Source organism: Acinetobacter sp. ANC 4654 (genome assembly GCF_002135425.1).
Taxonomy (GTDB): domain Bacteria; phylum Pseudomonadota; class Gammaproteobacteria; order Pseudomonadales; family Moraxellaceae; genus Acinetobacter; species Acinetobacter kyonggiensis.
Map to the genome: position 1 here is coordinate 21,554 of NZ_NEGL01000006.1, position 25,002 is coordinate 46,555.

Below are 25,002 nucleotides of genomic sequence, written 5' to 3' on the forward strand. Positions count from 1 at the left end.
TATTTTATTTCGTAATATTTTGATAAATATCACGTTTAATTCACAACCGATCTGATTTTGATGTAATTCCAATTAATTAGAATTTGGTGCGCCATACAGGACTTGAACCTGTGACCATCCGCTTAGAAGGCGGATGCTCTATCCATCTGAGCTAATGGCGCATAAAAAAAGGATGTGGTGATCTGCCACACCCTGCCTATAGATTCGATATTAATCAGCTCGGCAACCGATCTACCGCTACTCAACACGACTCACATTTCAAAGTTAGCTATTGAATTTGCTTTTATGTCTTTCGTTCTTTTTGAGTTTTAGGAGTCACCCCAATGGCTCTGTGGCTAACTCAGTGCTTGACGAAGTCACACTGGATTCAAACCAATTTATACGGCTGGTTTCCGCATCTCACCGTTTGTGCTTATAGCTGAACAATGCACAGCGTCACAAATCAAAATCGCCCTTATGGGTGGCGCACTACCCTTATGCATATGCTGGCATGACTACTCTCCAAATAAATCACTTGTGCATGTCACAAGCACCTTTATAAATTTTCAGGCAATAAAAAATCCCACACTCAAATTAAGGATGGGATTTAATAAACAAAAAAATACCCATCTCATGGGAAGACGGGTATATAAACTTTGAATTCTAAAAAAGCCCACCTTTCGATGAGCTTCTTAAAATTTGGTGGCGGACCAAGGAGTTGAACCTTGAGAGTTACTGCTAGCACCATAGGGTAGATTTCATTTTGCCCAACTTTCCCGTTATCTGGATCCAATCCGCCAATAACCCTTGACCGAACCAAATAACATTATTTCTAACCATCATCTTTTCTCTCATTAGCAGCATTTTTGTTAAATCATTAAGGGTTAACATCAGTGAAGCGAATTGGATACCAGACACGAGTAACGATACAGGATTGTAAAAATCTACCTTGCTCACTAGACCTAAAGCCAAAGCAAGCGATACGAACCTATTAAATTTGTTTTGGTCAAACCTTAATATGACCAGTATGGAAAAATATATATGATTTTCTGCACCTATGCAATCACAAATCATACTCCTCAGCCACCTTAAAGAAAAATCCACGCAAATGTGAATCTAAATCAACACGCCACTCACCAAGTACTTCTAAGGCATGTTTTTCATATTGATCATAGATTTTTAAGTAATTCTTTCGAGATATTTGCATCCCGGAGATTCGATGCCGTTCAGATTGATTGTATGAATTTTCTTTTCTACCTTCACATTTGCTGCAATCAATATGCTTCTGATCTTGCTTTGAGAATATAAAACCCTTGCCACTACATTTAGTGCATAGTCCACGCTTAAATAGGAATTGAATTAGAGCCGATCTAGCAACCGCCTTGGCTGCCTCTTTGGATGTGATTTGCTTGGTTTTAAAACCATCTGATTGAAATTTTAATCGAATTTCACTTGTTAATAGATTATGCAATAAAGCGAAATGTCTATCACTTGGAGTAATAGATCTCACCAAAGCCCACAACATTGCATGATCTTCTGTTCTCATATCTTGCATCATTAGAGCTGCGCTATTAGCTTTACTCCCATAGGTTGGTGCCCCACCAACACTATCCTTAAAGCCATCCATTGTTTTTTGTGCAAGATCAAGAAGAGTGAAATCAACTTTATTCACACTTGGCTTAAACAGTAATCGTCTTAGATCATGAACAATCATTAAATCTTGATGTTTTTCATAATTTACTTCTGCTACTGCATTCATCCCAATCACCCTATTCTCTTTAAAATTTCTTCAAGTGCTAAACCGCTTTTTACTTGTTCAGTGCTGTACCGATATACTTGATAACCCAGTCCTGTAGCTGAGTTATATTTTTCCATATCCCCTAAATACCCTTTACCCCTTGTGTGCCGGCCACCACTCCAGATCCCGCCTTCAACCTCAACCAATATCTTTTTACCAACAAGGTGAAAATCGGCTCTCCACTTCCGATCTGCATTAAATTGAAACTCCTGTTCAAACTTGATCTTGTGTGCCCTTAGGTGCTGAGATAAAACCGCCTCACCCTCACTCACCACACGTTCTGTCTTGACCGATGCAGGACGCTTGGCCCTGCGTTTCGGCTTATTGATTTTCTTGTACTCAGCGAGTGGGATTGATGTCATCTACACCCCCAACTACTTCACGATCCTTATTAATAATTTTTTTGCAGTTAAAGCATTCAGCAAAACCATCATCGCCAAACATTGAAGTATTAAGGTGTGGACACTGATTACCAAAGTGATTGCAATGACAGCCATTTAGGTAATGCCCACATCTATGGCAAACCACCTTGATTGTTGACCATTTAGGTACTGGTGCTGTTTCACTTTGTTGGGCTTTTTGATCACCACCTTCATACCCAATGTTTTCAATACTTTGAGCTTTATTTTTGGTGTTTTGGTCACCACCTCGCAAGGCTTGTTTAATCTCAACTATGAAGTTGCAATATTCTCGCTGTGTTGGTGTGCCAACTTGATTGTCAAAGAATGAATCTATTGATTCACAGACAGCATCCATCTGCTTTTTCAACGTAAGAATATGTTCTTTTTGATCCTGTTGAATCTCCCAAGATCGTTTGCCTTTTCCATATTCTTCTTCATAATCTTCATTCATCGCTCAATCACTCCAGTCAAAGGGCTAATGTGGTTGCGGATGTCGGTGCAATGGTCAGCCTCGAAAGGCACATAATTCCGTGTGCTATCACAATGCTTGCAGACAAAGAATCTATAAGCATCACCATTACTGGTGGTTTCATTCCAGTCATGGTGGCATTTGCTATGCTCAGCAATTGCGGTGCGGAGGTCTTCAATCGAAATAAACCGATTTTCAGGCATAAACAACTCAAAGTTTTTATATGAACTAAGACCCCAGTAGGAATCATCACCATCATCAATCCAAAGACCTGCTAAGTCAGCACCATCGCCCGATGAGAGTAGGTAAAATATTGATAATCCGAATGAAAGCTTAAAATGTGTACCACCATCAGGTACTGCATCAACAATCGCCTGACACTTTTCCAACCCCAATTTTTCGATTAAGTTCATGCATTCACCCCAAATAGCTGTTTTGCTTTACCGCTTAAGTAATACCGGTACTCCCGATCTCCATTACCCACGATGTAGACCAAACCTATGTCAGCAAGTGTTTTTAAATATCGCTGTACTGCACGGCGTGACAAATCAGGCATGACTTGAATCTGTATTTCAGTGGTTGTCGCAACTGACGTATTCTTAATGGCCAACAATGTGTCTATACCCCGATTCAATACGGCGGCTTTTGCGTAATTCGCTTGACGCTCCTTCATGCTGCACCACCAAAAATACAAAGTTGCTTAGATACTGGTTGAGCAATGTATTGATTCGCTGAATTAACTGATTCAATTCTTGAGCGCATAACAGCAGCTCGCATTTCTTTGGTTGGTGGCATGTAGTTGCCTTTCCATGCCTGATCGATTCCGATATTGCGAGCGATGTTTGTTGAGTCTGCTGATTCCAATGGTATTTTTGAGAAGATGGCAGGATTTAGCATGCGCAAACCATGCATCTTTACCAATGGATACCCATCTTTATCACAAACAATATTCATTATTTGATTCATGCGTTCCCACCACTCGTTTGTACCAATCGCTGAAAACTCACCGCTTGAACCAAGAGCTATGCGTTGATAATCAGAAGCTATGCGCTCTAATCGTTCAAGCGACTCATGCATGTGATAAACCGGTACTGCTTGATTCTTTGAAATTGGGCATTCAGCAAGCAATGCATCGTTATCTGCTTCATTGCCATCAATAACATCGGGAATAACAATCCAATCGCAATGTGGGTATTTCATGCAATCCAAAGCAAAGTTATAAAACTCAGTCCAATCCTGAACCGGATTTCCTGACTTCCATGCGCTAAAAGCTCCATTATCAATTGCAAAAGACTGGCAAACCTCAATCGCTACACCGAGTTGTTGCTTATGAGCAAAACTTACAAATGCGTGGCCTTGCTTCACCGCTTCATAAGCTGCTGTTGCAGGAGTAATCGGCAAACCGTGATAATGCTTCACACCCCACCCCCTAAACACTTGAACTCTTTTCCAGCTTCAAGTAATGCTTTCGGAAAACTCAATCCTGTCGCTTGTAATTCACGAGTACGATTTTCAATACATGCTTTTTCTTCAGGGGATTGCACAGGAAGCATTGATTTAGGTTTAGCAACCAAAGCGATAGGTTTGCTTTCGATCACCTTAGGCTTAGCCCAAATCGCTTGCTTAACACCACTCAAAGCAAATTCTTGAACCACATCAGCGTAGTTGTCTTTGAATGCCTCATAAGCCAAATACATTGCACGATCCGTATTTTTAGCCCACTCAATGGCTGTGAACATTTCATAGCATCGGTCATATGATTCTTTTTCAGCATTGGTGATGGCGTGGTTGTTATCACTCACCCATTTAATGATATTGGCCAATGCTGCATGCTTACCCTTGAATGAATCTTGTAGGCGCTGTTGCTCAGTACCAAAACCAGTGATACCCAAACACCACTTGCGGAACATCGCTAGATCTGGACAAAAGCCACTATCACGAACTTGAGCCAAACCTGTGTTAATTTGATCTCGCGTTAAGCCATCAATGCAGATTTTCATAGAGTGAGCGATAGCTCTTGTTGGTACACCCTCAAAGGTTTTTTCAAATGAACGAGGCGCAATTGCTTTAAATATTTCAACCAAATCTAATGATTTGATTGGCTGTAAAATATTTTGCTGATTAGAAACCATAGCTGTCATTGCCGCTCTCCTCTAATGCTTTGAGTTCTTGAATTTCTTGCCATCTGGTTGATGCTTGGGTTTGATTTCCAAAGTTGCCACTTGTTGAAATACGAGGTTCAAATAATCCTTGGTGGTTGCCCTTGATTGCGGTTTTCAAAGAAATATCAGATTTCTCAATTCCCCATGTTTTAAAATCATCATGGATGGCCTTGAGCGCATTTTTGGTCAATGCAGTTTTTTTGTATTGAGAACGGTTGATGACAAACTGTTCCCAAAGATTTGGTGAACAAAGATTTTGAATATTGGTTTTGGTTAAATCCATCACTTCGTCAAAAGATAATTTGCGTGTTTTTTCTTTACGCTCCGATTCAGCTTTCGCTTTTTTTTCAGCTTCAATTTTTTGTTGATCAGCAAGAATTTGTTTTTGAGTTTCTTGATATTCAAAAAAATGAACTTGGAGAGGATTTTTAGCCCGAAGGGTATTATTTAATAATTCTATAAAAGTAATTCTATAAATTAATTCTATTGTGTCTACAGATTCTGTAGTACCTAGCGCTACATTATCTGTAGTGGTGCTATCCAAATTTTGTAGTACTACAGATTTTGTAGTGGTACTACATTTTTTGAAGTGCTCAACCAAAGAAACCTCATTAATTTGGTACTCATTACCCTTTCGGCTGCTCTCACTAACTACCGAAATAACACCTAAATCTATAAGTTCTTTAAGTCCCTTGCGCACAGTCATCGCACTAATTTTTTTAGCGCCTTCAAGCTTACCGCCCTGTAGTTGCGAGTAACTAACATGATCGGTCTGCTTGTCTTTGTAGCCATTGATACGATCTTCAAGTTCCGCATACACATTTCTGGCTGCATCAGTTAAGAATGGGCGAACCTCATAGCGGTAAAGACGACTCGAAGGCACGTAACCTTTCTCGAATTTGTCTACCATTTTTTTACCTTTGGCGAACGGAACTATATTGTCCTCGTGTTTTCTGAGTGCTGTCATACCCCACCCCCTAGACGCATCTCTGCGCTTAACTCCGCAGCACTCGCAGAACGAATATCATCCCGATGCACAAGCTGCCCACACACCAACCAGTAATACTCATTAGGTTGAAAGGCCTCTACGGTTTTTAGGGCATCGATCTTGATGTGATTCATATACACAACGACATCACCCGGTAAAAAATCCGAATTGTCATTGTTTGATTGTTGTGCTAAATTCATTTGCATATTTAAAACTCCCGCAAGTGTTTTGAATTGAAAAGCCTGATTTCTGAGATCAGGCTTTTTCTATTTGTAGAGCTGACAAATACTTTGCACATTCGCCTTTCATGGCTTTACGCAAAGACTGAATTTTGTGTTCTATTTCCTCCAGAATTCGATCCGTCTCATCCATTTCCGCAGGTGTAACCACACCATCTTCCAAAGCAGATAAAACCTGCTTATTTGCTGCGCCATTCCCAACATTCATACCTAGTAGTGATTCAAGAACACCCAATTGATGGTCTTTACCTTCCGCGCCATTTACAGGCATTAACATCAAACCTATTTTGTGCGCCCATGTCTTTAGAACTGCTGGGTTTTCGGTGTAGGTCAGCATTGCTTCAAATGCCTTTAGACTCGGCAAATGGTTTTCCATATTTGGATTGGCGTAGTTCAAAATTGTGTTGTGCGACACACCAGCAACATCAGCAATTTCTTTCGGCGTAATACCGTTGGATTGATGCACCATCTTGTACAAAGCGGCTTTCGTCTCTTTTGATATATCCATGTGAATCCTTTGATTAAGTTCACGTTTCCTTTAGTTACTTACTAACTGATAATCAGTTCAAGCGACTTCGATTTTGCTTTTTATGGGTTTTTTGCCGTTTTTCAGGTCACGAATTTGATACTCGCGCATTACAGGAATTTTATTTTCATCCCATTGACTAATGGCGTTATGGGAAATCCCAAGTTTTTCTGCAAGCTGTGTAACAGTGCAACCCAATGAGACTAAAGCTTCAGATTTAGTCATCTAACTTACCTTAAAGTAATTTAACTTACCTTATTAAAACACATAAAACTTACCTAATCAATTGGTAAGATAACTTACGTAAAATAACTGGGGCTATCATGGAAACTTTAGGCACACGTCTTAAGCAATTGCGCAAAGACAATAGACTTACTCAGCAACAACTTGCTGACGCAATTGGTGTATCTAAAACTTCTGTGATCTATTGGGAAAAAGATGAGAATCTGCCAAAGCATGAAAGCTTAATGGCGTTAGCAAAGGTGCTTAAAACAACCTCACAGTGGCTTCTGTCTGGAGTTCCGATTCCTGAAAAAAGCAATGCAGATATAGCTCAAATGGAAGTAGGTATATACCAAGATGGCGATCCCGTTCCAGAAGGCTATGTTGCTATTGATTATTATGACGATGTGTATGTTAGTGCTGGAAATGGTTACTTAAATCTAGAAAAACCAAGTAATAATAAAATGTTATTTCCTGTTGACTTGATTAGAGAGTGTAATGTCGAACCATCCACCACTAAAGTAATTCACGTTCGTGGGGAAAGTATGTTTCCTAAATTGAAGGATGGACAAGCCATATCAATTGATATGTCTGCCAGAACTATTTATGACGGTGAAATTTATGCTTTTCAGGTTGGAGATGACACGAAAATTAAATACCTGTTCAATTGGAATAATGAAGGTAAAGGTGGATTTAAGGCTGTCTCAGCGAATTCAGATAAAAATCAATTCCCTGATGAGTATTATTCCCCTGATCGAATTGAATCAGAGGGTGTATCTATATTAGGTCAGTATTGGTGGAAACAAGTTGTAAAGCGTATTCGACGCTAACACAAGACGGGAAATCATCATGAGCAAAAAAACTCAATACGATGTAAACCAAGATGTTGAATATGATGAAAACCCTCGAAGAAGGAAAACATAATGATTGCAACACTTAATAAATCCCAAACTGCACTAACGATTAATCGTCAAGAATTTAAATTGGCATTAGATAAAATTGGCGCAGGAATTGATAAACAAATAGTCTCGCTTAAAAAAGCCAAACAAAGCTATGACGCTGCGGAAATGGCACGTGAGGTCATTAGTGAAGCAAATATCTTTGAAGCCATTATTGAGGGCTTTAACGAAGCAGAAGAGACAAATCTAAAGCTGGCCGACATAACCAATCTTGAAGTGGCACAAGGATGGATAGATGAATTTCTAGAAAAGTATTCTGAGTTATAAATAACCCTGATCAATTTTGCTGGCTGAATTAGAAAAACTACGAACCCAACGCAGCCTTCTGAAACATAACCCACTTTTTTAGTGGGTTTTCTTTTCAAAATTCATCGCTATAATCGATCTAAAAATAACCAAAAGAAAACTGATCATGAAAATAAAAATCCTCATAACTACCCTCTTCTTCACTCCACTTACTGGTTGTAATAAGCAATCTAACCCACCAAAAAATCCAACTATCACAGCTCAACTAAATCAATCTGATAAAAAAATCGATAAATATTTAAATAAACTCTACTGCCCAAGAACAACACAAGATACTCGTATTCAGATTTTATGCAGAGACTACCCAGTAGAGTATAAGACAAAATATATGCCAGCTTTACTGAAGTCATCACCAGATAAGTATACTGAGGCGAAGTTGTTAGCTAATTTAGAAGCCACTCTAAATTACTATAAAAATAATTTTAAAATTAAATGCTCGAATTGAGAGAAGCAGGTAAAACTATGGAGAGGTATGTAATTGTTGTGATACTGATCATAGTTATGATCCTATTGGTCATATTTTATAATCAGAAAAAATGAAATTAAAAGCTCTATCCGCTTAGTCGTTAATCAATGTTAAATAAAACAGTAATATATTAAGCCTATCTTAACGCGCAAATACTACGGACAGTATTTGGTCGCACATCCCCACTTCGGTGGGATTCTTATTTTTGAAATATACTATTGATATTCTTTGCTCAAGGTCGAAGTCTAAGGTTCGACCTGTAATAACTAAGCAGCATCAATTAACCCACTATTCTGTGGGTTTTCTTTTTTAACCTTTTAAAACCGAACATATTTTCCCTGATATTATGGGTTAAGACTCTGTGCCAACATTGATCTTAAACCCACAAATATTGGAGAAAAGAATGATTGATGAAAAAATCGCTAAAGAATTAGCAGATCTTGATAGCTTAAAAAGCACCCCTGCTGAAAGCGTTGCTCTTGAATTAATGAAGATTATTGCTAATGCTGAAAGTAAACAGCCGCAAGGACAGGAAGTCCCGCGTGAATATTATTTAAGACTTTATGCAAAATGCATCAAAACCGTAGTCTTAAGAAACTATGAAGGTTGACTTTTCTTGATGATATTTAGATAAAGACTGTTTACTAATTTATTGATTAGATCAGAATCCTGAACACCCTTATCAATTAAAGCTAAGGTTAAATCCATCTTTATATCTTCTTGGCTTTTATTCATAACAAACTCCAAACAACCCATCCCTGTGATGGGTTTTCTTTTGTCTATTAAAACATAAATAGTAAGTTTTTAAAAAAATAAAGTAACTTTAATTACCAATACACTTGACCATAAAGGTAAGTTAACTTACTATAAATCTCGTAGACAGTAAAAAGCCCGCAGACAGCAAATCAGGCGGGCCATTTGTAAACACTTGCAAGCTTACGAGGCAATTATGAATCAAACCGCATCCCATAGTCAAACCCCAGAGTTTGACGCTAACAAAAGTCAAACGACTTCTGTTCTGTTTCAACCACCTAAACCTGAAGAAGTTCGTCTTTCTTTCTGGTCCAAAGCAAAACCTGTAATTAAAGAAATGGCAGCCATTGCTTTAATCGGTATCACTGTTGCATCGACGGTATTAACTGTTCGCAGTTGTTCAAATGACGTAGATCGTCAGCATGCTCAAGCGCTTAAACATCAATTGCAGTTTTCTGCTTCAAGTGAAGGAGCACGCTAATGACTACTTCAAAAAATGATTTCGCTGAATATCTTGGCGGCTATGAACAAAACAGCATTTCTATGCGTCTTGGTCACACTGTTTACGTTGAGCAAGGTAAAGACATCTTCATTCAAGATCGTAAAACCGGTGAACTCGAAAAAGTAACTCTAGAAGAACAAGTTGCTAAGACTTGGATTCGTAGAAACTTTGAAGAAGAACGCGCACGTCAACGTCGTAAAGCTTTTGCACGCGGTATGCAAAGCTCACACATTCCTTTACATGAACGTCGTGCGTACAAAAAACGCATGGGCTGGGTTGGGGCTTAAGGGGAATTATCATGAGTTTAAATATTATTTCTGCTGATCAAGCATTGAATGTTAGTGCAATTATTACTTACATCTATGCCGATCCTGGTCTGGGTAAAACATCATTGGGCTTCACTGGCGACAAAGCTATCTCCTTTGACTTTGACCGCGGTGCTCATCGTACTGGTGAACTTCGTCGTGGCGCAGTGGTTCCTGTTCAACAATGGTCTGATATTGAAAATATCAAAGAGCAAGATTTAGCGCCCTACAACACAGTTGTCATTGATACTGTTGGTGCAATGTTAGAAGCCATTAAAACTCATTTGCTCAAGACAGCAAATAACCGCCAGCAAGATGGTGCACTCAAGTTAAAGGCCCAAGGCTTGGCTAACCTGAAGTTTAAGCAGTACATCAATACCCTGCTGAGCTTCGGTAAAGATGTTGTATTTATTGCCCACGCATCTGAGGATCAGAATGGTGATCAAGTTATTTACCGCCCAGAGCTTGGTGGTAAAAACCGAAATGAGTTGTACCGCATAGCCGACATCATGGGCTACATGACAACCGTCACCACTGGTGAAGGTAAAAATGCTCGTGTCATTAATTTCAAGCCATCGCCTACACATCATGCTAAAAATTCTGGCGCATTGGGTGGTGAGACTGGTGAAGTATGGGTGCCAGATTTGAAGTCACACCCTACTTTTTTAGCTGACTTAATTGCTCAATCCAAAGCTCACATCAACACTCTAACGCCTGCCCAGTTAGCTTTAGCTAAGGCAGTTGAAGACTTGGAAAACTGGAAGCAAAGCTGTGAAGAGGCAGTTTATCCGAGTGATTTAAATCACCTGACTGAAACCTTAAAGTTAGACAAAGAGCATATTTATTACCACAACATGCGTCAAGCAATGCTAGCTCGCGCCAAGGTTTTGGGATGCACTTTCGATATTCCGCGTGAAACATGGATAGAGCCACCAGAGTTCAATGGCATTACCGATGCACAGCGCGATGAACTTCAAAATCTACTTGCACAAGCAAACTTAGATGTTATGACCTTCTGTGAAGATCAAGGAATAGAAAGCTTAATGGGTATTGAGGCTGCTCATTTTGAAGCAGTTAAAGCCCACATCATCAACACAACTCAAGGTCAGGGAGCGGCAATCGCATGAAAATTTTAAATGGTAACGAAGCTTTTGCGGCATTGATGGCTGGTAAAAATATTCTGTGTCGTGCTGTTGGTGACTTAATTGATTTTAATGATCTTGATCAATTCCCTGCCACAGTTTTTGCTAAATCGGATTATGAGTTTTGCATCAAGATTGAAACGATGGAACTGGCTGGTATTACGTTTACCAAGCCTTTGATGCTTGAAGATATTCAAGATGGGCAAGATGTGTATACGATCAACACCCATGGCCAATCGATTTACATTAGTGAATTTGGGAAAATGACTACAGGTGCCCTACGTGACTCTATTCGCAATGGGTTTGCTCAGCGCGATGAAGTAAATGCCAAATTACAGTTTCAGGCAATGGCTAAAGTTTTGGGGCGTGAATTAATCGGTGATTGCTTAGTAGTTCGACTGGGTGACGACAAACCTAAAAAACGTAATACTGCCAAAAAAACTGATACACCTGTACCAGCTGCGGCAAATGATGCCTCAGTTCCTGTAGAAAAAAAGACATCAGAGAAGTCTGAAATTCAAATTACTGAACAAGGCCCTATCACTGAAGTAAAAGAAAGCTTAGTAGAAGAATTTGTTGAAACCGATGCGGTGAAACTGGTTGAAAAATTCACGGCAGAAATTAATGCTGCTGAAACTGTAGATGCGGTTATGCAGATCCGCTATAAATTAAGCGCAAATGGCCATATGGTTCGCGGACAAATCATTGAGCTGAATAAGTTAGGTGAAAAACGTATCGCAACATTGACCGATTCCGTTGATGAAGACGGGGATCTAAAAATCAAGGAGCTTCAGCGACTACAGGTTGAAGCTGAAAACCTTATCAATGGTATTGATCAACAAGCCGAACCTGTCCACGAGCATCAAGAACATTTGGAAATATTGCTCAATGATATTGCTTTAGCTAAGACACCGATTGAAGCAAATGCCCAGATCAAATACACAAAATCTTGGACTCAAGAACAGCGCAAGCCAGTAATGCAGGCCATTAACAAACGCTTGATTGAACTCAAAGCGATGGAAGAACCTAAGTCCGAAGAAACACCTTCTTTAATGGTTCAAATCCAAAATGCACCAGATCTCACCGCATTAGATGTTTTGGAAATCGATGTAGGTAGTCGTCACCCGGATATTCAACCGAGTTTGATGGGCTATGTGAAGAAACGTCGCTTTGAGTTGGAAAATGGGGCTGGTCCAGTGGGAGCGCCTCTATGATCTGCCCTAAACATCTCATCCCGGTATTCACCATCTTTAATGCAAATGATGACTATCTCTGCATGGTTAACAGAGGCAAAGGTGTAGCAATTTTCACCAAAGCAAATAAACCAAGTCTGAAAGTTGACAGGCTTGGGCAGATGAATGAAGCGGCTCAAAAGCGTTTCAAGTTGTTCTTGGAATTATGGTTAAAGCATGGCAAAGACTTTGTTCTGCGCCTTAAAGCTCAAGCAATTATGTTGAAGGTGGCGTGATGGAAATTAAAAACAAGCCAACACTGGCAGAAAAACAGGCATTTTGGGCTGAGCAGTTGCCTAACTTTGAATCCAAATATTGGTTGCCAAGTCATTTTGAATTGCTTGAATTTGATATGGAAGGTGGTAATTACGAAGTTCGTGATGTTTTACCAGAACACTATAGCGAAGATGATGCAACTGAAATTTGGCATCGTGTGAACACTGGCTGGGCCATGTGGAAAAAGGCTATCAATTTCACCAAAGCTCAAGTGCCTGAATCCAATGCCCTGCTTAGTGCTGCTGTAGATGCTGTTAAGAAATTAGGAAGTGGTGATTTTGTTTTGGTGCCGAAAGAGCCAACTTTAGAAATGTGCCATCGCGGAAGAAATACTCGATCGTTCAAAGTTCAAGATATTTACAAGGCAATGATCGAAGCACAGGAGCCGGCACCTTTAAAACTTGGTGATCTAGTTGAGCCTATAGACCATCGATACACACTAGCCAGTGGTTGTGAACGCTACCCATATGCATATGTTGTGAATACAAACCCTTTTCAGCTTATGTCGGAAGAAGGCGATATGTATTGGTGTTGCACTGTTGAAGCAGGTGGATACAAGCTTATCAAATCAAATGATCAATTACCGGAAGCCGTATCCCTCAGAATGATTAGAGAGGGGTTGCTTGCACCAGTTGAGGCACAGGAGCAAAGTCATGACTGAGATGACATTTGATCAGACTGGTGACTTCGTGGTGGTTGGTGCAGCTAGAGCTTGGCTGAGAGAACAAGGCTATAGCTACGGCTCAATGTGCATGGATATGCCGATTGGGATTCTTAAAGGAAATTGGACTATTGCCAAATGGCGGAATCTTACAGCTAAAGAGCGCAAACAATTAGATGGCCAGTTGGTTTCAAGAGATTTTCGAAATGGCCCTATTGTTGTTCAGCTGAAAGATTCTGCTACAGATGAGGAAATTAAGTCAGGCAACCGTATTAAACAAGGAGCAGAGTCATGATTGAAAATACTAAGACTGAGCGCCCTATTCTTTTTAATACCGAAATGGTTAAAGCTATTCTTGATGGTAGTAAAACGCAGACTCGTCGGATTATGCGTCGTCAACCTGATGCGGTTGAGTATTTTAAGAGAGGTGAAGCAACCACTAACACTGATGCTAAACATGCAATTTTGCGTTGTTACAACAATCCAAAAGGGTTTAAAAATTGTGCAAGCGGTTGGTCAGCTGATGCAACTTATAAAACCCCGTTTAGTGAATTCAATGTCGGTGATCAGCTTTGGGTTCGCGAAACATTCTGCTACGGCCGAATTGATGAATTTGACTCAACAGAACCAGCAGCAAGATATTTATACGTTGATGACTCTGGTGCTTATTGTGGTTTACCAGTGTACCCAATCTACAAGCAACATGTAATTGAAGATGGTATTGAGCATGAAGAAGTTAGATGGAAACCATCAATACACATGCCACGTTCAGCATCACGCATTCTTCTTGAAATTACCCAAATTCGTGTTGAGCGCCTAAATGAAATTTCAAGTGAAGACGCAAAAGCAGAAGGCTTTGACTATTCAACCCATCCATCCGCAATAAAAATGGGTTATGCAATTGGTGCGAGAACCAATTTCCGTCATACATGGCAAGAGATTTACGGCCCGAATTCGTGGGATCAAAATCCTTGGGTATGGGTGGTTGAATTTAAAGTAATTAAAGGAGCCAGCCAATGATCAACATTGAATTAGCAAAAGACATTCGTGAATCACTGTCAGCTCGAAAAATTGGCGGTGCACATTACATCATGAGCAGTGAAGAAGTTGAATTGGCGTATGAAATTTTTAACGATTACATCGTGCGTAATGATGATGCAAGTGTTGATGTGCAGTTGCCGTTTGATGTGAGTTTGGGAGAGAAGTTATGATTGAAAAACCTGTTCCAAAAATTGGCGATACGATCAAAGCTCGATTTGAAAACTTTTTAGGTCAAGTGATTGTGGTAACTGGTGTTGTTCGACGTATTGATAGCTTAAGCGCAATCGTTGGTAATGATATTGAAAGTAAGCAATCATTTTTCGTAAGTCTTGATGAGATTTTAGAAATTAACCATAAATCGATTTTATCGGGTTCGGTTATGAAAAGTTTGAAGGAGGTGTCTTGATGGGAGCCGTTAAGAAAATTGAGGAGCCGATAGACATTAGTTTTATGTTGCTAATGAAGTATCGTAAACCAGTAATTTCACTTTCTGAATTATTACCGGACTATTTACCCCACCTTACTCTTGAGCAGGCAAATAAGCGTGCAAATAAATGCACCCTGCCATTTCCTGCTTTTAAATCGGATGGACGTAACTCACCTTTTTATGTACATTTAGGTGATGTTGCTTTTTGGTTGAATTCGATTCAGAAAGAGTCTAGGAAAGACTGGCAAGCAATGCATGACTGAACGTAAGTTATTGATAAAAGCCCTGAGTGGTTGCACCGTATTTGCACCTTGCACCACTCAATACCACATAAGATAATGATAATAATAAATATTTATAATATATCTATCCCACCTGCCATAGGAGCGACAATTAAATTATTTGACAGTTGATATGGACCAATATACATATAAATTCATCACTTTTTCGACCGACATAGTATACTGCATCTACTGTATTGGCTCATCCTTTTGGAACATGTTTTCATCCTTATGAAAAAAACTCTTTTTATTTCATCTCATCTTAAATCCTTGAGTATCCTTGCATTGTCGCTAAGTTTAGTGGCATGTGGTGATGGTTCTTGGTGGTCAAAAAATAATGAACCGACTTTAGAAGAAGATCAAATTAAACGCCTAATCCCACCACGGGTGAACAATCGTAGTTCATGGGCTAAAGATATTTTTAGTATTACCAATCAGCTTGATATCCCTCAAACCAAAGAAAATATTTGCAGTATTGTCGCTGTTGTAGATCAAGAATCTAACTTTGTCGCTGACCCACAAGTTCCGGGTTTAGGTGAAAAAGCGGTGAAAGAAGTCCAAGACCGTTTAGAAGAAAAATTTAAAGATAAATTAGGCGATGGTTTGGGCGGAACAGTTGCGGGTTATTTTCAAGAAGTTTTAAAAAATCAGCCAAGTCCTGAAGATAACTATTTAAGTCAAATGCGTCGTGTGAAAACTGAACGTGAACTGGATGAACTATATCGAGAAATTTTTGCTTATATGTCCAAGCACTACCATGTCAGTGCATTAACGGGCGCAGCAAAATTAGTGGGACAAGACATTGGTGAAAAGTTAAATCCAATTACCACATTGGGTTCAATGCAGGTTCATATTGGATATGCTAAAGAACACAAACGCCAAGGTGGCAATATTGCAGAATTACGCACTGACTTATATAGCCAATATGGCGGTTTATATTACGGCATACATCGTTTAATGATGTATCCTGCGGATTATGATAAAGCGATTTATCGTTTTGCAGACTATAACTCAGGGATGTATTCAAGCCGTAATGCAGCATTCCAAAGTATGCTCAATGATCTTACAGTCGCTGAATTAGACTTAGATGGAGACCTGTTACTTTATAACAAAGATGGTTCAATTCGCTCTATCAGCAGTCAATCCGAACGTGAACTGATCAGTGTTTTCGCAGCCAATAATATCTTGGTCACACCACGTCAAATTCGTACAGACTTAAAGAAAGAAAAATCTAAAAATTTTGAAGATACAGCAACATATCGTGCAGTAACCAAGCTCTACAAAGAGAAAACGGGTAAAAAACCTATCTATGCCATCATGCCTGAGGTCGTTATTTCTGGCCCTAAACTTAGCCGTGACTATAATACCAACTGGTTTGCAACACGCGTAAATGGAAGATACCAATCATGTATGCAACGAGCAAAAAGAATAAAAATTTAGCGCTCTTCGATTTTGATGGAACCCTGTGTACAAAGGATAGTTTCACGGGGTTTATATTTTATGCGCTATCTAAACGGCATATCGTCAAACAAGGGATTAAAATCCTACCGTGGATCCAAGCCTATTATTTAAATGCCTACCCTGCACATGCGATGCGTTCTAAATTATTTCGTGCAATGTTTACGCATGCAGATGCGCTAGAGTTACAACAAGTTGCTCTAGAATATGCAACCAGCTTAATGTCTCAACTAAATCCTGCATTACTTAAACAACTGAAGCAACATCAAGCTTTAGGTCACGATATTGTACTGGTTTCAGCGTCGGTAGATATCTATCTAGAACCGCTCTGTCACTTATTAAATATTGATTTAATTTGCACGCAGACTGAAAAAATAAATAATTTATATACGGGACAATACACAACGCCAGATTGTAGTTCAGAACAAAAAAGGCTACGTATTTTAGAAAATTACCCTTTAGAGAATTACGCTGCGATTTATGCTTATGGCAACAGTCATGAAGATAAAGAAATGCTGGCTCTTGCACACCATGCCTATATGATCGGTGTCAATAAAACACTGCCACCATTGCCAAGCAACATTCAAGTTGCTATTTAACCTCAATATATTCAGTGGCTTCCCGCCCCAATCTAAACAACAAATCAAACTCTAAAAATTGAACAAAAATTCAAATTAAACTAATGTTTTATTGCTAAAAAATACTGTGATAGTATCCACATATATAAAAAATATAGTGCACAACAAATAATAAATAAAGGTAAATGTATGGTGAATTTATTTAATCCTCCAAAACGAGTAAAAGATCTACATATTCATTTTGGTGAAAATCCATTTGTATTATTATCCTTATTTTTTCGGCAGGCTAAACACCAGAATTGGAGTCAGCAAGAAATTACACACGTATTGGATAAGGCAAAAAAAGGCAATTATGCACATTTAGTTAAAACACTTAGAGCGCATATCCACCATTAAAAAAACCACTTCATTTAAAGTGGTTTCTTGGTGCAATATTTCATTTATTTCTTAAATGGAAATGCATATTTTGCTATACGTTTAATCACACTACCATATTGTTTCAATAGGCTGGCATTGTTGTAATTCAAGCCATACTTTTCACATACAGCCTGTACCTTCGGTGCCATTTTACGATAGCGACGTGCTGGAATATCAGGGTATAAATGATGTTCGATTTGATGACTTAAATGCCCCGTCAAAATATGGAATGCGTCTGAACCCGTTAAGTTCGATGAACCGCGAATCTGACGCATATACCAATGACCGCGACTTTCATTTTCCAGTACTGTTTTTGGAAACACTTCAACGTCTTTAGTGAAGTGACCACAAAAAATAATACTAAATGTCCAAATATTACGAATACCATTCGCAACAAAGTTACCCGCTAATACAGGCAAAGCCGCTGGACCTGCAATTAAGGGAAAAAATACATAATCTTTAAACAGCTGTTTGGTAATTTTAGTTTGTAAAGGTTTCCACTCTTCTTTTAGTTCCTGTTTCGTCTTACGACCAAACCACACTTTGCCAATTTCAAGGTTTTGAATTGCAACTCCCCATTGGAATAACAAACAAAATGGAATGGCATAAATAGGTTGTAAAAGAAAGCCGGGTTTCCAACGCTGTTCAGGGAAAAGACGTAATAATCCATAACCAATGTCATCATCCATACCTTTAATGTTGGTATAAGTATGATGTTTATAGTTGTGGGTTTGACGCCAATTATCCGCTGTACCAACAATATCCCACTCATAAGTTGAACCATGGAATTTTGGATCATTCATCCAGTCATATTGACCGTGCATGACATTATGACCCAACTCCATGTTTTCCATGATTTTAGAAAAACCAAGTAAACCTGTACCTAAAAGCCATGCTGGCGGAAACCATCCTGCAAATAAACAGGCACGACCCGCGATTGATGAATAACGCACGGTTGAATAAACACGGCGAATATATTTGGCATCTTTTTCACCAATATCATCTAAGACTTCTTGTTTAATCGCATCTAGCTCACGTGCTAAAGCATCGAGTTGAGATTGAGTAAGCTCGCCATTTTTAGGGTTTTTAAAATATTGCATTTTAACGGGCATATTCATAATATTGGACTCACTTATAAATCAATAACAAGGTCAGACTGAGCTGAGTTGACACATATTTTCAATACATTACCAGGTTCTGCATTTTGACTACCATTCACCATATTTTTGGTTGAACCTTCAACTTTATTGCAGACGCATTTATTACAAATACCCATACGACAACCATGAGTGGGTTTGATATTTTGCTGTTCCAAACTGGTTAAAATGGACTGACCTTTTGGAATCGTAATGACTTTTTTAGATTTCAATAAAGTTACATTGACAAAGCCAATATCAGAACTCTCTATCGGTGTCATACTAAAAGCTTCACTGTTAAAACTTTGAGCATGTGCAAATAACTGTTCAGCTTGCGCTACAAATCCAGATGGACCACAAGCATAGACCACGTTATTTTCGATATTTGAAATTAATGCGGTATGCGCTACATTTAAACGCTCACCTGCATCATCTTCTTGAGTATAAAAAACTTGAAATGTAAAATTAGGATACTGTTCAGCGAGCTTCTCAAAATGTGCTTTAAATGCAACATCGGCATATTCTCTCACCCAATACAATAATTTTATTGGTGCTTGAGCCATCCGATTGGTCTTGGATAATGCTTTAAGTAAACTAAACATTGGCGTAATACCACTCCCCGCAGCCAGCAATACCATCGCTTGAGCTTGTTCAGGTAACAGCATATCGCCATAAGGCTGACCGAATTCAAGGATATCGCCGACTTTAGACTGTTCAGCTAACCAAGAACTGACTTTACCCTGATCGACTTTTTTAACGGTTAATAACACATGTTGTGCATCTAGTTGAGTCAAACTGTAGCTACGTTCATAGCGAGTACCATTGACACTCACAAAGATCGGATGATGCTGTCCAGCTTGCCCTACATCGAAATGACGATTGAACTGAACGGTTAAACTCACCATATTTTGAGCAGAATTTTCTTTTTGAACAATTTTGCCCAATGCTTGATTGAGAGACCAAAGGGAGTTAAATTTTTGCAACCAAAAATTAGCTGCATGCTGATCAATAACAATTTCAGCAAGTGAACCGAAGGGAGATTTGGTTTTTTCTAAAACATGCATAGTCAGATACCACGCGATTGAATTTGTATTATTATACACATGTATATATATTTGTATATACACTTGTATTATTTCTATTCATTTCCCATGTGACCAAGCAACCGCTATAATGTTTGAGTGTCTTTAATCTCTTGAAAAATATGAACCAGTCTTCAATTAAAAAAAATGTTACTGCCACAATTGATGCGCAAAATTTTGTGCATGAGCCAGTTGTTGTCCGCACAGTTGGTCGAAAAGCAACGATTACCAAAGAAGAACTGTTTCAAGCTGCACTCAATTTAATTGGTCCTCAAAAAAGTATTTCATCCCTAAGCTTACGTGAAGTTGCCCGAGAAGCTGGCATTGCACCGAACAGTTTTTATCGACATTTCAAAGATATAGATGAGCTTGCAATTGAATTGATTGATCGCTCAGGCAATGTATTACGCCAAATTCTACTTGAAGCACGTTTAAAAGCCTCGAAACAAAACAGTATCATTCGCAGTTCTGTTGAGGTTTTTATTGAACAATTGGATGCAGATGAAGGTAATCTAAGTCTATTACTTCGTGAGGCCTATACTGGATCTACCTCATACAAATTAGCCGTTGAACGTCAATTAAATTATTTTCAGCAAGAACTTAAAGACGATCTAATTCTGTTAGAACGCTTAAATAACAGTAGACTGTGCCATCCTGAGTTGGTAGCAAAAGCCATTACTCAATTGGTGTTTAATATGGGTGCTAAGCTCATCGACATCCCAATCAATGAACGTAAAGAAGTGGCAGAACAAACCATGATCATGATTCGCATGATTTTAGAAGGTGCACGTCATTTGGATGAAGCCAAAATAAGCTAATAACTTAGGCTTTAGCATCATTTTTTCATGACTTTTTTTTGCTGAGCAATAATGTGTTTAACCAATTCGGCTGTTTTTTCAGGCTGTTCTAAAGGGAACATATGCCCGCCTTGCATCAAACTATAATTAATCTGATACGTCTTTTGTATGCCTTGTGGAAAACCTTGTTTATAAAATGGACTCTTGTTTGCACTAATTAAATGTACAGGTACAACGGGTGCTTTTCTTGGTGTACGCCACCACCACGCAGGGACAGTTCGAAAAATTTCAGCTTCAACGACCTTCGGTACAGCTAAAGTTAAACCACCGCGCTCAGCATCTTCTTGCAGGCCATGGTTTAGAAAATCTTGAAAACAGGTTTCATCAAAATGGCGGAATAATTGATTATGCCGCATTGAGGTATATGCATGCGCATGATCTTTCCAATGATCTGTGCGTTTCAAGGTAATGCCTGCCGGTGTAAATTGATCAATGGCTTTGAGTTTTAATTTCTTTGCAATCTCAAACATGGCTGATTTAGAACCAATCACAAAAGGCGGATCCATAATCACCAATTGTGAAAATAAATCAGGACGTTTATAAGCGCTCATGAGTGTTAATAACGAACCAAAGGAATGCCCCAGACCAACCACCTTTCTACCCTGAAACTGTTGTTCAACATCATCAATAATTTGGTCGACCAAGTAACGCCAATCATGAGTAATGGGGTACTGTGGATTCATTCCAATCATGGGGATGGACTTTAAATCAAAATCATCTTGAAAATAAGTAAAGAATTTTTGATAACTTTGCGCAGGAATTCCATTGGCATGAGTAAAATGAATTTCTGTTTTCATAAATAATTCATCAGCCATTCGACTGTGCTCTTCTTTTGATAAAGTGATTAAGCGAATTGCTAGCTTACGTAAAAATATACGGAGATTAAATCAATAAATCATCAATAGGCTGACTTCAAAGTCAATTTTGCTCTTAATGCAGCAATACTTAATAGAACGATTATTTTTGTGAAACCACCAAAGCTTGATTGGCCAAAAAAGTTGCACCACAGGTGGTTTTATCTCCAGCAAGTACCACCCCTCGCCCTTTTACCAGTGTTGACTGATCTGCTGCAATGGATGACACCATACCTTGGCATTGGGGACAATAATGTTTCATTCCATGCAAATGAACTGCAATACCATTGATAACAAATGTGTTTTCACATTCAGATACCATGCCGCCATGTGTCGTTGAAGACCCCATCGTCACTAAAGATTTAGCCATAATTGTTCTTATATGTTTTTAAAATTTATGCCCTATTTTAACATGAGCTGAATTCTAAACGCTAGAATCCCTTATTCTTGAAAATATAAGACAATAAAAAAGCACCCGAAGGTGCTTTTTCTTTCATTTAAAACTTAAGGTTTAACGACCACAAGGACTTGAATCGCTTCAGGTGTAACAGACAAGCCATCGAGTAAGCTAATACCTTCTTTTTGCAATTTCTGTAAACGTACAATTTCATCTTCACGAATACTTGGATTAAATTGCTTAAGATAAGTTAAACGGTCAATTTCATATTGCCATTTATTGCCATACACTTCTTTGGCTTGTTGTTTAAAGCTTGGTAATGCTGCTTTCGCAAGATCCAAAGCTTGTACATAACGTTGTTCAATCACATCACGGCGCGCTTTCACCACCTGACGGCAGCTATTACTGTCCAAATGATGTAGATAAGGTTTCAAAATATCAGGGGCAATCTTATTCGATAAATCCTGACCTTTTTCACTCAATAGAACACGAATCAGTTGCTGCGGCAGGCTTGACGGTAAGTTCAAGGCTTTCGGTGCAACCACATCAACTTTAAACCACACTTCCAACAACACCGAACCTTGTGGTAATGCCGCAGATTTCAACACAGCAACGTTGGTACTACCAAAGCCTTGTGTATTAATCATTTCCATTACGCTTTCTGTGAATGGATGTTCAAGCGTTAAATACTGCGCATCTTCACGGGTTTGTGCTTGATCACGGTAGAAAGTGGCTGTCATGCCTTCTTCATCCAGCGTTAAACCTTGAACCTGCATTTGATCCGTTGGTTTAATAATCACCGTACCATTACTTTGCTCATCAAAGTCGATATTGGTCGATGCCATGAAGCGCTTCATGAACATTGGCAACGTGGTGTTGTCATCATAATCTTCAAGCGCTTTGACAATTTCTTGCGCCACAATCGGACGGCAAGAGTTGTATTCCAGCAAACGGTCACGACCTTCTTGCAATTCAATTTCTAAAGCTTCGCGCTGAACACAGACTTCCTCAAGTAAATCTTCAAACTGTTGACCCAAATCAGTCAATAAACAATCTTTTAATTTAAGAATAAAGTTTTCTTGCAGCGTTTGTGCCGTAGGTGAAATATTGCTGAAAATATTTAAACCTTCGTTGTACCAACGGAACATACGCTCTTGCGCTGTACCGACTAAATAGGGCACATGAATTTGAATACGGTTTTCTTGACCAATACGGTCTAAACGACCAATACGTTGTTCTAAAATGTCTGGATTTGCAGGTAAGTCAAACAAAATCAGGTCAGAAGCAAACTGGAAGTTACGTCCTTCAGAACCAATTTCTGAACAGAGCAAAATTTGTGCACCGTAAGAATCTTCAGCGAAATAAGCAGCCGCTTGGTCACGCTCAAGTAAGCTCATGCCTTCATGGAACATGGCAGTACGAATACCCGCATGTAAACGCAGTACATTTTCCAAAGCTTCAACCACAGGACCAGTACGTGCAATCAGCAATACTTTTTTGTGTTTCAACCCTGTGCGAAGCATTTCCATCAACCACATGACACGTGGATCGTGTTCCATCCAAGCACCATCAAGCTGTGCTTCTTCAGGCCACATTTGTTCACGTAGCTTGCCATCTTTAGACCAGTGTGCTGGTGCAGGTAATGCAGCAGGTTGGCAGTCACGACCTGGGAAACCTTGAATTGCTTCACGAGTATTACGGAATAAAATACGACCTGTACCATGACGGTCTAATAACTCATGAATGGCACGGAAGCGTTGCTCTGGTTCATCCTGAATGCTATGACCAAGCAAGCCTTCAATCGCAGATAAATGACCTTGTTCTAAAGGCATATCTGACATCAACACTTCTGCAATTTTTGCAGTGTGATGATATTGTGCTTCTTCATCCAAGAAACGCTCAAGTGAACTAAAACGCTGTGGATCAAGTAAACGTAAACGTGCGAAATGGCTTTCTACGCCCAATTGTTCAGGTGTTGCTGTGAGCAGTAAAACACCTGGGGTTTTTTCAGCCAATTCTTCAACAAGGTCGTAACGGTCATTACCACCTTCTTCTTCACTCCACATCAAATGGTGTGCTTCATCAACCACAAGCAGGTCAAAACCAGCTTCTAATGCCTGTTCACGTAAATCATCGTGATCGACCATTAAATCCACGCTAGCAATGATGCATTGCTCAGTCAAGAATGGATTTAAATCGGGATCATGTTCTTTAATGGATGCTGTACGGGTTAAATCAAATAAAGAAAACTGTAGATTAAAACGGCGGCGCATTTCAATCATCCACTGATATTGCAGTGAATCGGGTACTAAAATCAGGATACGTTCTGAGCGACCTGTTTTAAGCTGCTGATGAATAATCAAGCCCGCTTCAATAGTTTTACCCAAACCCACTTCATCGGCAAGTAAAACACGGGGTGCAAAACGCTGCCCTACTTCATGGGCAATATACAGCTGATGCGGAATCAGACCGACACGCGCACCGACCATGCCTCGTAATGGGCTTGCTTTCATATTGGCTTGCATAAGCAAAGCTTCAATACGAAGGTCATACCATTCTTTATAATCAATTTGACTGGCAAGCAAACGATCAAGTGGTTTAGACAGCTGAATATGAGCACCCACGCGAGTTTCATTTAATGATTTACGCTCTTCAGTCCCGTCTTCTAAAGTACGCACCACGTTATAACGCACCACACCATGACGATCTTCAAAAGACTCAACATTCCACTTGGTGCCTTCTTGATCTTGTAATTCATCTTTAATGTTAAAAACAATACGCGATAAAGGTGCATTATTACGTGCGTACACACGTGTTTCATCACTTTTCGGGAATAAAATGCTAACCGATCGTTCATCTACATCAATAAGAACCCCTAAACCAAGCTCTGTTTCTGTATCTGATAACCAACGCTGACCAATAGCAAACTGATGCAATTTTTCCACCTTTATCTAAAAATGAGGACACTAATTTTAAACTCAAAACCTGATTAGTATTTGAGCAAAAAAATAGGTCTTTAAGCAATATATTTTGACATAAAGCCCACTAAAAAGTGAGCAAATTCGATGACGATTAAAAAGTTTTTATC

Annotated in this window: 35 protein-coding genes, 2 tRNA genes and 1 pseudogene; 19 read left to right on the plus strand and 19 right to left on the minus strand. The window is 39.2% G+C overall.

All coding sequences use genetic code 11. The annotated features are described in order from the left end of the window. Positions 1-84: 84 nt before the first annotated feature. The 13 genes from B9T24_RS10025 to B9T24_RS10085 all read right to left on the minus strand — a co-directional run bounded on the left by B9T24_RS10025 (position 85) and on the right by B9T24_RS10085 (position 6,787). A tRNA-Arg gene (locus tag B9T24_RS10025) sits at positions 85-161 on the minus strand. A 518-nt stretch (positions 162-679) separates the two neighbouring features. Continuing rightward, positions 680-778, minus strand: a tRNA-OTHER gene (locus B9T24_RS16915). A gap of 264 nt (positions 779-1,042) precedes the next feature. Further along, positions 1,043-1,738, minus strand: coding sequence for a hypothetical protein (locus B9T24_RS10035; protein WP_086165896.1), 696 nt, complete (start codon positions 1,736-1,738; stop codon positions 1,043-1,045). A gap of 5 nt (positions 1,739-1,743) precedes the next feature. Beyond that, positions 1,744-2,139: a DUF559 domain-containing protein gene (locus B9T24_RS10040; protein WP_086165643.1), complete on the minus strand. Its 396-nt coding sequence runs from the start codon at positions 2,137-2,139 to the stop codon at positions 1,744-1,746. After that, positions 2,117-2,629, minus strand: a complete 513-nt coding sequence (locus tag B9T24_RS10045) for a hypothetical protein (RefSeq protein WP_086165644.1) — start codon at positions 2,627-2,629, stop codon at positions 2,117-2,119. The genes B9T24_RS10040 and B9T24_RS10045 overlap by 23 nt, the downstream gene beginning before the upstream one ends. Next, positions 2,626-3,060 (minus strand): hypothetical protein, encoded by a 435-nt coding sequence (locus B9T24_RS10050; protein ID WP_086165645.1) that lies wholly within the window; start codon positions 3,058-3,060, stop codon positions 2,626-2,628. Before B9T24_RS10050 ends, B9T24_RS10045 begins: the two co-directional genes overlap by 4 nt. Next, the gene (locus tag B9T24_RS10055; protein WP_086165646.1) at positions 3,057-3,320 is read right to left on the minus strand and encodes a hypothetical protein; all 264 of its coding nucleotides are present in this window, start codon (positions 3,318-3,320) and stop codon (positions 3,057-3,059) included. Before B9T24_RS10055 ends, B9T24_RS10050 begins: the two co-directional genes overlap by 4 nt. Next, positions 3,317-4,066 carry a hypothetical protein gene (locus B9T24_RS10060; protein ID WP_086165647.1) on the minus strand — a complete coding sequence of 250 codons (750 nt, stop codon included), beginning with the start codon at positions 4,064-4,066 and terminating at the stop codon, positions 3,317-3,319. The genes B9T24_RS10055 and B9T24_RS10060 overlap by 4 nt, the downstream gene beginning before the upstream one ends. After that, positions 4,063-4,788: a hypothetical protein gene (locus B9T24_RS10065; protein ID WP_086165648.1), complete on the minus strand. Its 726-nt coding sequence runs from the start codon at positions 4,786-4,788 to the stop codon at positions 4,063-4,065. The genes B9T24_RS10060 and B9T24_RS10065 overlap by 4 nt, the downstream gene beginning before the upstream one ends. Next, positions 4,769-5,776, minus strand: coding sequence for a hypothetical protein (locus tag B9T24_RS10070; protein WP_086165649.1), 1,008 nt, complete (start codon positions 5,774-5,776; stop codon positions 4,769-4,771). Before B9T24_RS10070 ends, B9T24_RS10065 begins: the two co-directional genes overlap by 20 nt. Continuing rightward, positions 5,773-6,003 carry a hypothetical protein gene (locus B9T24_RS10075; protein WP_086165650.1) on the minus strand — a complete coding sequence of 77 codons (231 nt, stop codon included), beginning with the start codon at positions 6,001-6,003 and terminating at the stop codon, positions 5,773-5,775. The genes B9T24_RS10070 and B9T24_RS10075 overlap by 4 nt, the downstream gene beginning before the upstream one ends. A 49-nt stretch (positions 6,004-6,052) precedes the next feature. Further along, complete coding sequence (locus B9T24_RS10080) at positions 6,053-6,544, minus strand: phage regulatory CII family protein (RefSeq protein ID WP_086165651.1); 492 nt, start codon at positions 6,542-6,544, stop codon at positions 6,053-6,055. Positions 6,545-6,601: 57 nt separating this feature from the next. Beyond that, positions 6,602-6,787: a Cro/CI family transcriptional regulator gene (locus tag B9T24_RS10085; protein ID WP_086165652.1), complete on the minus strand. Its 186-nt coding sequence runs from the start codon at positions 6,785-6,787 to the stop codon at positions 6,602-6,604. A gap of 98 nt (positions 6,788-6,885) precedes the next feature. Between B9T24_RS10085 and B9T24_RS10090 the strand changes: the two genes are divergently transcribed. The 15 genes from B9T24_RS10090 to B9T24_RS10160 all read left to right on the plus strand — a co-directional run bounded on the left by B9T24_RS10090 (position 6,886) and on the right by B9T24_RS10160 (position 15,117). After that, the gene (locus B9T24_RS10090) at positions 6,886-7,614 is read left to right on the plus strand and encodes a helix-turn-helix domain-containing protein (RefSeq protein ID WP_086165653.1); all 729 of its coding nucleotides are present in this window, start codon (positions 6,886-6,888) and stop codon (positions 7,612-7,614) included. Between the two features lie 93 nt (positions 7,615-7,707). After that, positions 7,708-8,010 carry a hypothetical protein gene (locus B9T24_RS10095; RefSeq protein ID WP_086165654.1) on the plus strand — a complete coding sequence of 101 codons (303 nt, stop codon included), beginning with the start codon at positions 7,708-7,710 and terminating at the stop codon, positions 8,008-8,010. A 145-nt stretch (positions 8,011-8,155) separates the two neighbouring features. Then, positions 8,156-8,494: a hypothetical protein gene (locus B9T24_RS10100; protein WP_086165655.1), complete on the plus strand. Its 339-nt coding sequence runs from the start codon at positions 8,156-8,158 to the stop codon at positions 8,492-8,494. Between the two features lie 424 nt (positions 8,495-8,918). Continuing rightward, a complete protein-coding gene (locus tag B9T24_RS10105) occupies positions 8,919-9,125 on the plus strand; it encodes a hypothetical protein (RefSeq protein WP_086165656.1) in 207 nt (68 codons plus the stop codon). Positions 9,126-9,464: 339 nt separating this feature from the next. Beyond that, complete coding sequence (locus tag B9T24_RS10110) at positions 9,465-9,749, plus strand: hypothetical protein (protein ID WP_086165657.1); 285 nt, start codon at positions 9,465-9,467, stop codon at positions 9,747-9,749. After that, positions 9,749-10,057: a hypothetical protein gene (locus tag B9T24_RS10115; protein ID WP_086165658.1), complete on the plus strand. Its 309-nt coding sequence runs from the start codon at positions 9,749-9,751 to the stop codon at positions 10,055-10,057. The genes B9T24_RS10110 and B9T24_RS10115 overlap by 1 nt, the downstream gene beginning before the upstream one ends. Before the next feature lie 11 nt (positions 10,058-10,068). After that, complete coding sequence (locus tag B9T24_RS10120; RefSeq protein WP_086165659.1) at positions 10,069-11,202, plus strand: ATP-binding protein; 1,134 nt, start codon at positions 10,069-10,071, stop codon at positions 11,200-11,202. Then, positions 11,199-12,431, plus strand: a complete 1,233-nt coding sequence (locus B9T24_RS10125; RefSeq protein WP_086165660.1) for a hypothetical protein — start codon at positions 11,199-11,201, stop codon at positions 12,429-12,431. The genes B9T24_RS10120 and B9T24_RS10125 overlap by 4 nt, the downstream gene beginning before the upstream one ends. Then, entirely contained in the window at positions 12,428-12,685 is a 258-nt protein-coding gene (locus B9T24_RS10130) for a hypothetical protein (protein WP_074947475.1), read from the plus strand. The genes B9T24_RS10125 and B9T24_RS10130 overlap by 4 nt, the downstream gene beginning before the upstream one ends. Continuing rightward, positions 12,685-13,386 carry a hypothetical protein gene (locus B9T24_RS10135; protein WP_086165661.1) on the plus strand — a complete coding sequence of 234 codons (702 nt, stop codon included), beginning with the start codon at positions 12,685-12,687 and terminating at the stop codon, positions 13,384-13,386. The genes B9T24_RS10130 and B9T24_RS10135 overlap by 1 nt, the downstream gene beginning before the upstream one ends. Further along, a complete protein-coding gene (locus tag B9T24_RS10140) occupies positions 13,379-13,681 on the plus strand; it encodes a hypothetical protein (RefSeq protein WP_086165662.1) in 303 nt (100 codons plus the stop codon). The genes B9T24_RS10135 and B9T24_RS10140 overlap by 8 nt, the downstream gene beginning before the upstream one ends. Beyond that, positions 13,678-14,406 carry a hypothetical protein gene (locus B9T24_RS10145; RefSeq protein ID WP_086165663.1) on the plus strand — a complete coding sequence of 243 codons (729 nt, stop codon included), beginning with the start codon at positions 13,678-13,680 and terminating at the stop codon, positions 14,404-14,406. The genes B9T24_RS10140 and B9T24_RS10145 overlap by 4 nt, the downstream gene beginning before the upstream one ends. After that, entirely contained in the window at positions 14,403-14,597 is a 195-nt protein-coding gene (locus tag B9T24_RS10150) for a hypothetical protein (RefSeq protein ID WP_086165664.1), read from the plus strand. The genes B9T24_RS10145 and B9T24_RS10150 overlap by 4 nt, the downstream gene beginning before the upstream one ends. After that, the gene (locus B9T24_RS10155) at positions 14,594-14,833 is read left to right on the plus strand and encodes a hypothetical protein (protein ID WP_086165665.1); all 240 of its coding nucleotides are present in this window, start codon (positions 14,594-14,596) and stop codon (positions 14,831-14,833) included. Before B9T24_RS10150 ends, B9T24_RS10155 begins: the two co-directional genes overlap by 4 nt. Beyond that, on the plus strand, positions 14,833-15,117 hold the full coding sequence (locus B9T24_RS10160; RefSeq protein ID WP_086165666.1) for a pyocin activator PrtN family protein: 285 nt from the start codon (positions 14,833-14,835) through the stop codon (positions 15,115-15,117). Before B9T24_RS10155 ends, B9T24_RS10160 begins: the two co-directional genes overlap by 1 nt. 101 nt (positions 15,118-15,218) lie before the next feature. Here B9T24_RS10160 and B9T24_RS17370 read toward each other — a convergent pair. After that, positions 15,219-15,284 (minus strand): annotated as a pseudogene (locus B9T24_RS17370) (hypothetical protein); the annotation flags it as partial. Between the two features lie 82 nt (positions 15,285-15,366). On the opposite strand from B9T24_RS17370, the gene B9T24_RS10165 reads away from it, so the two are divergent. The 3 genes from B9T24_RS10165 (at position 15,367) to B9T24_RS10175 (ending at position 17,567) form a co-directional block, all read left to right on the plus strand. Next, positions 15,367-16,575 carry a DUF1615 family protein gene (locus B9T24_RS10165; RefSeq protein ID WP_086165667.1) on the plus strand — a complete coding sequence of 403 codons (1,209 nt, stop codon included), beginning with the start codon at positions 15,367-15,369 and terminating at the stop codon, positions 16,573-16,575. After that, on the plus strand, positions 16,542-17,192 hold the full coding sequence (locus B9T24_RS10170; RefSeq protein ID WP_086165668.1) for an HAD-IB family hydrolase: 651 nt from the start codon (positions 16,542-16,544) through the stop codon (positions 17,190-17,192). Before B9T24_RS10165 ends, B9T24_RS10170 begins: the two co-directional genes overlap by 34 nt. 168 nt (positions 17,193-17,360) lie before the next feature. After that, complete coding sequence (locus B9T24_RS10175) at positions 17,361-17,567, plus strand: hypothetical protein (RefSeq protein WP_228145704.1); 207 nt, start codon at positions 17,361-17,363, stop codon at positions 17,565-17,567. 44 nt (positions 17,568-17,611) lie between these two features. On the opposite strand, the gene B9T24_RS10180 is transcribed toward B9T24_RS10175, so the two are convergent. Beyond that, positions 17,612-18,706, minus strand: a complete 1,095-nt coding sequence (locus B9T24_RS10180; RefSeq protein ID WP_086165669.1) for a fatty acid desaturase family protein — start codon at positions 18,704-18,706, stop codon at positions 17,612-17,614. A gap of 14 nt (positions 18,707-18,720) precedes the next feature. Beyond that, complete coding sequence (locus B9T24_RS10185) at positions 18,721-19,788, minus strand: ferredoxin reductase (protein WP_086165670.1); 1,068 nt, start codon at positions 19,786-19,788, stop codon at positions 18,721-18,723. A 140-nt stretch (positions 19,789-19,928) separates the two neighbouring features. On the opposite strand from B9T24_RS10185, the gene fabR reads away from it, so the two are divergent. After that, entirely contained in the window at positions 19,929-20,624 is a 696-nt protein-coding gene (gene fabR, locus B9T24_RS10190; protein WP_143223744.1) for an HTH-type transcriptional repressor FabR, read from the plus strand. A gap of 17 nt (positions 20,625-20,641) precedes the next feature. Here fabR and B9T24_RS10195 read toward each other — a convergent pair whose 3' ends face one another. The 3 genes from B9T24_RS10195 to rapA form a co-directional block, all read right to left on the minus strand. Beyond that, entirely contained in the window at positions 20,642-21,460 is an 819-nt protein-coding gene (locus tag B9T24_RS10195; protein WP_086165899.1) for an alpha/beta fold hydrolase, read from the minus strand. A 160-nt stretch (positions 21,461-21,620) separates the two neighbouring features. Next, entirely contained in the window at positions 21,621-21,887 is a 267-nt protein-coding gene (locus B9T24_RS10200) for a PAAR domain-containing protein (RefSeq protein ID WP_086165671.1), read from the minus strand. Between the two features lie 134 nt (positions 21,888-22,021). Continuing rightward, the gene (gene rapA, locus B9T24_RS10205; RefSeq protein WP_086165672.1) at positions 22,022-24,859 is read right to left on the minus strand and encodes an RNA polymerase-associated protein RapA; all 2,838 of its coding nucleotides are present in this window, start codon (positions 24,857-24,859) and stop codon (positions 22,022-22,024) included. Between the last annotated feature and the right edge of the window lie 143 nt (positions 24,860-25,002).

Coding starts and splice junctions, on each gene's coding strand:
- B9T24_RS10035 (WP_086165896.1), bottom strand. CDS start 1,738: ATGAATGCAGTAGCAGAAGTAAATTATGAAAAACATCAAGATTTAATG.
- B9T24_RS10040 (WP_086165643.1), bottom strand. CDS start 2,139: ATGACATCAATCCCACTCGCTGAGTACAAGAAAATCAATAAGCCGAAA.
- B9T24_RS10045 (WP_086165644.1), bottom strand. CDS start 2,629: ATGAATGAAGATTATGAAGAAGAATATGGAAAAGGCAAACGATCTTGG.
- B9T24_RS10050 (WP_086165645.1), bottom strand. CDS start 3,060: ATGAACTTAATCGAAAAATTGGGGTTGGAAAAGTGTCAGGCGATTGTT.
- B9T24_RS10055 (WP_086165646.1), bottom strand. CDS start 3,320: ATGAAGGAGCGTCAAGCGAATTACGCAAAAGCCGCCGTATTGAATCGG.
- B9T24_RS10065 (WP_086165648.1), bottom strand. CDS start 4,788: ATGACAGCTATGGTTTCTAATCAGCAAAATATTTTACAGCCAATCAAA.
- B9T24_RS10070 (WP_086165649.1), bottom strand. CDS start 5,776: ATGACAGCACTCAGAAAACACGAGGACAATATAGTTCCGTTCGCCAAA.
- B9T24_RS10075 (WP_086165650.1), bottom strand. CDS start 6,003: ATGCAAATGAATTTAGCACAACAATCAAACAATGACAATTCGGATTTT.
- B9T24_RS10080 (WP_086165651.1), bottom strand. CDS start 6,544: ATGGATATATCAAAAGAGACGAAAGCCGCTTTGTACAAGATGGTGCAT.
- B9T24_RS10085 (WP_086165652.1), bottom strand. CDS start 6,787: ATGACTAAATCTGAAGCTTTAGTCTCATTGGGTTGCACTGTTACACAG.
- B9T24_RS10090 (WP_086165653.1), top strand. CDS start 6,886: ATGGAAACTTTAGGCACACGTCTTAAGCAATTGCGCAAAGACAATAGA.
- B9T24_RS10095 (WP_086165654.1), top strand. CDS start 7,708: ATGATTGCAACACTTAATAAATCCCAAACTGCACTAACGATTAATCGT.
- B9T24_RS10100 (WP_086165655.1), top strand. CDS start 8,156: ATGAAAATAAAAATCCTCATAACTACCCTCTTCTTCACTCCACTTACT.
- B9T24_RS10105 (WP_086165656.1), top strand. CDS start 8,919: ATGATTGATGAAAAAATCGCTAAAGAATTAGCAGATCTTGATAGCTTA.
- B9T24_RS10110 (WP_086165657.1), top strand. CDS start 9,465: ATGAATCAAACCGCATCCCATAGTCAAACCCCAGAGTTTGACGCTAAC.
- B9T24_RS10115 (WP_086165658.1), top strand. CDS start 9,749: ATGACTACTTCAAAAAATGATTTCGCTGAATATCTTGGCGGCTATGAA.
- B9T24_RS10120 (WP_086165659.1), top strand. CDS start 10,069: ATGAGTTTAAATATTATTTCTGCTGATCAAGCATTGAATGTTAGTGCA.
- B9T24_RS10125 (WP_086165660.1), top strand. CDS start 11,199: ATGAAAATTTTAAATGGTAACGAAGCTTTTGCGGCATTGATGGCTGGT.
- B9T24_RS10130 (WP_074947475.1), top strand. CDS start 12,428: ATGATCTGCCCTAAACATCTCATCCCGGTATTCACCATCTTTAATGCA.
- B9T24_RS10135 (WP_086165661.1), top strand. CDS start 12,685: ATGGAAATTAAAAACAAGCCAACACTGGCAGAAAAACAGGCATTTTGG.
- B9T24_RS10140 (WP_086165662.1), top strand. CDS start 13,379: ATGACTGAGATGACATTTGATCAGACTGGTGACTTCGTGGTGGTTGGT.
- B9T24_RS10145 (WP_086165663.1), top strand. CDS start 13,678: ATGATTGAAAATACTAAGACTGAGCGCCCTATTCTTTTTAATACCGAA.
- B9T24_RS10150 (WP_086165664.1), top strand. CDS start 14,403: ATGATCAACATTGAATTAGCAAAAGACATTCGTGAATCACTGTCAGCT.
- B9T24_RS10155 (WP_086165665.1), top strand. CDS start 14,594: ATGATTGAAAAACCTGTTCCAAAAATTGGCGATACGATCAAAGCTCGA.
- B9T24_RS10160 (WP_086165666.1), top strand. CDS start 14,833: ATGGGAGCCGTTAAGAAAATTGAGGAGCCGATAGACATTAGTTTTATG.
- B9T24_RS10165 (WP_086165667.1), top strand. CDS start 15,367: ATGAAAAAAACTCTTTTTATTTCATCTCATCTTAAATCCTTGAGTATC.
- B9T24_RS10170 (WP_086165668.1), top strand. CDS start 16,542: ATGTATGCAACGAGCAAAAAGAATAAAAATTTAGCGCTCTTCGATTTT.
- B9T24_RS10175 (WP_228145704.1), top strand. CDS start 17,361: ATGGTGAATTTATTTAATCCTCCAAAACGAGTAAAAGATCTACATATT.
- B9T24_RS10180 (WP_086165669.1), bottom strand. CDS start 18,706: ATGAATATGCCCGTTAAAATGCAATATTTTAAAAACCCTAAAAATGGC.
- B9T24_RS10185 (WP_086165670.1), bottom strand. CDS start 19,788: ATGCATGTTTTAGAAAAAACCAAATCTCCCTTCGGTTCACTTGCTGAA.
- fabR (WP_143223744.1), top strand. CDS start 19,929: ATGAACCAGTCTTCAATTAAAAAAAATGTTACTGCCACAATTGATGCG.
- B9T24_RS10195 (WP_086165899.1), bottom strand. CDS start 21,460: ATGAAAACAGAAATTCATTTTACTCATGCCAATGGAATTCCTGCGCAA.
- B9T24_RS10200 (WP_086165671.1), bottom strand. CDS start 21,887: ATGGCTAAATCTTTAGTGACGATGGGGTCTTCAACGACACATGGCGGC.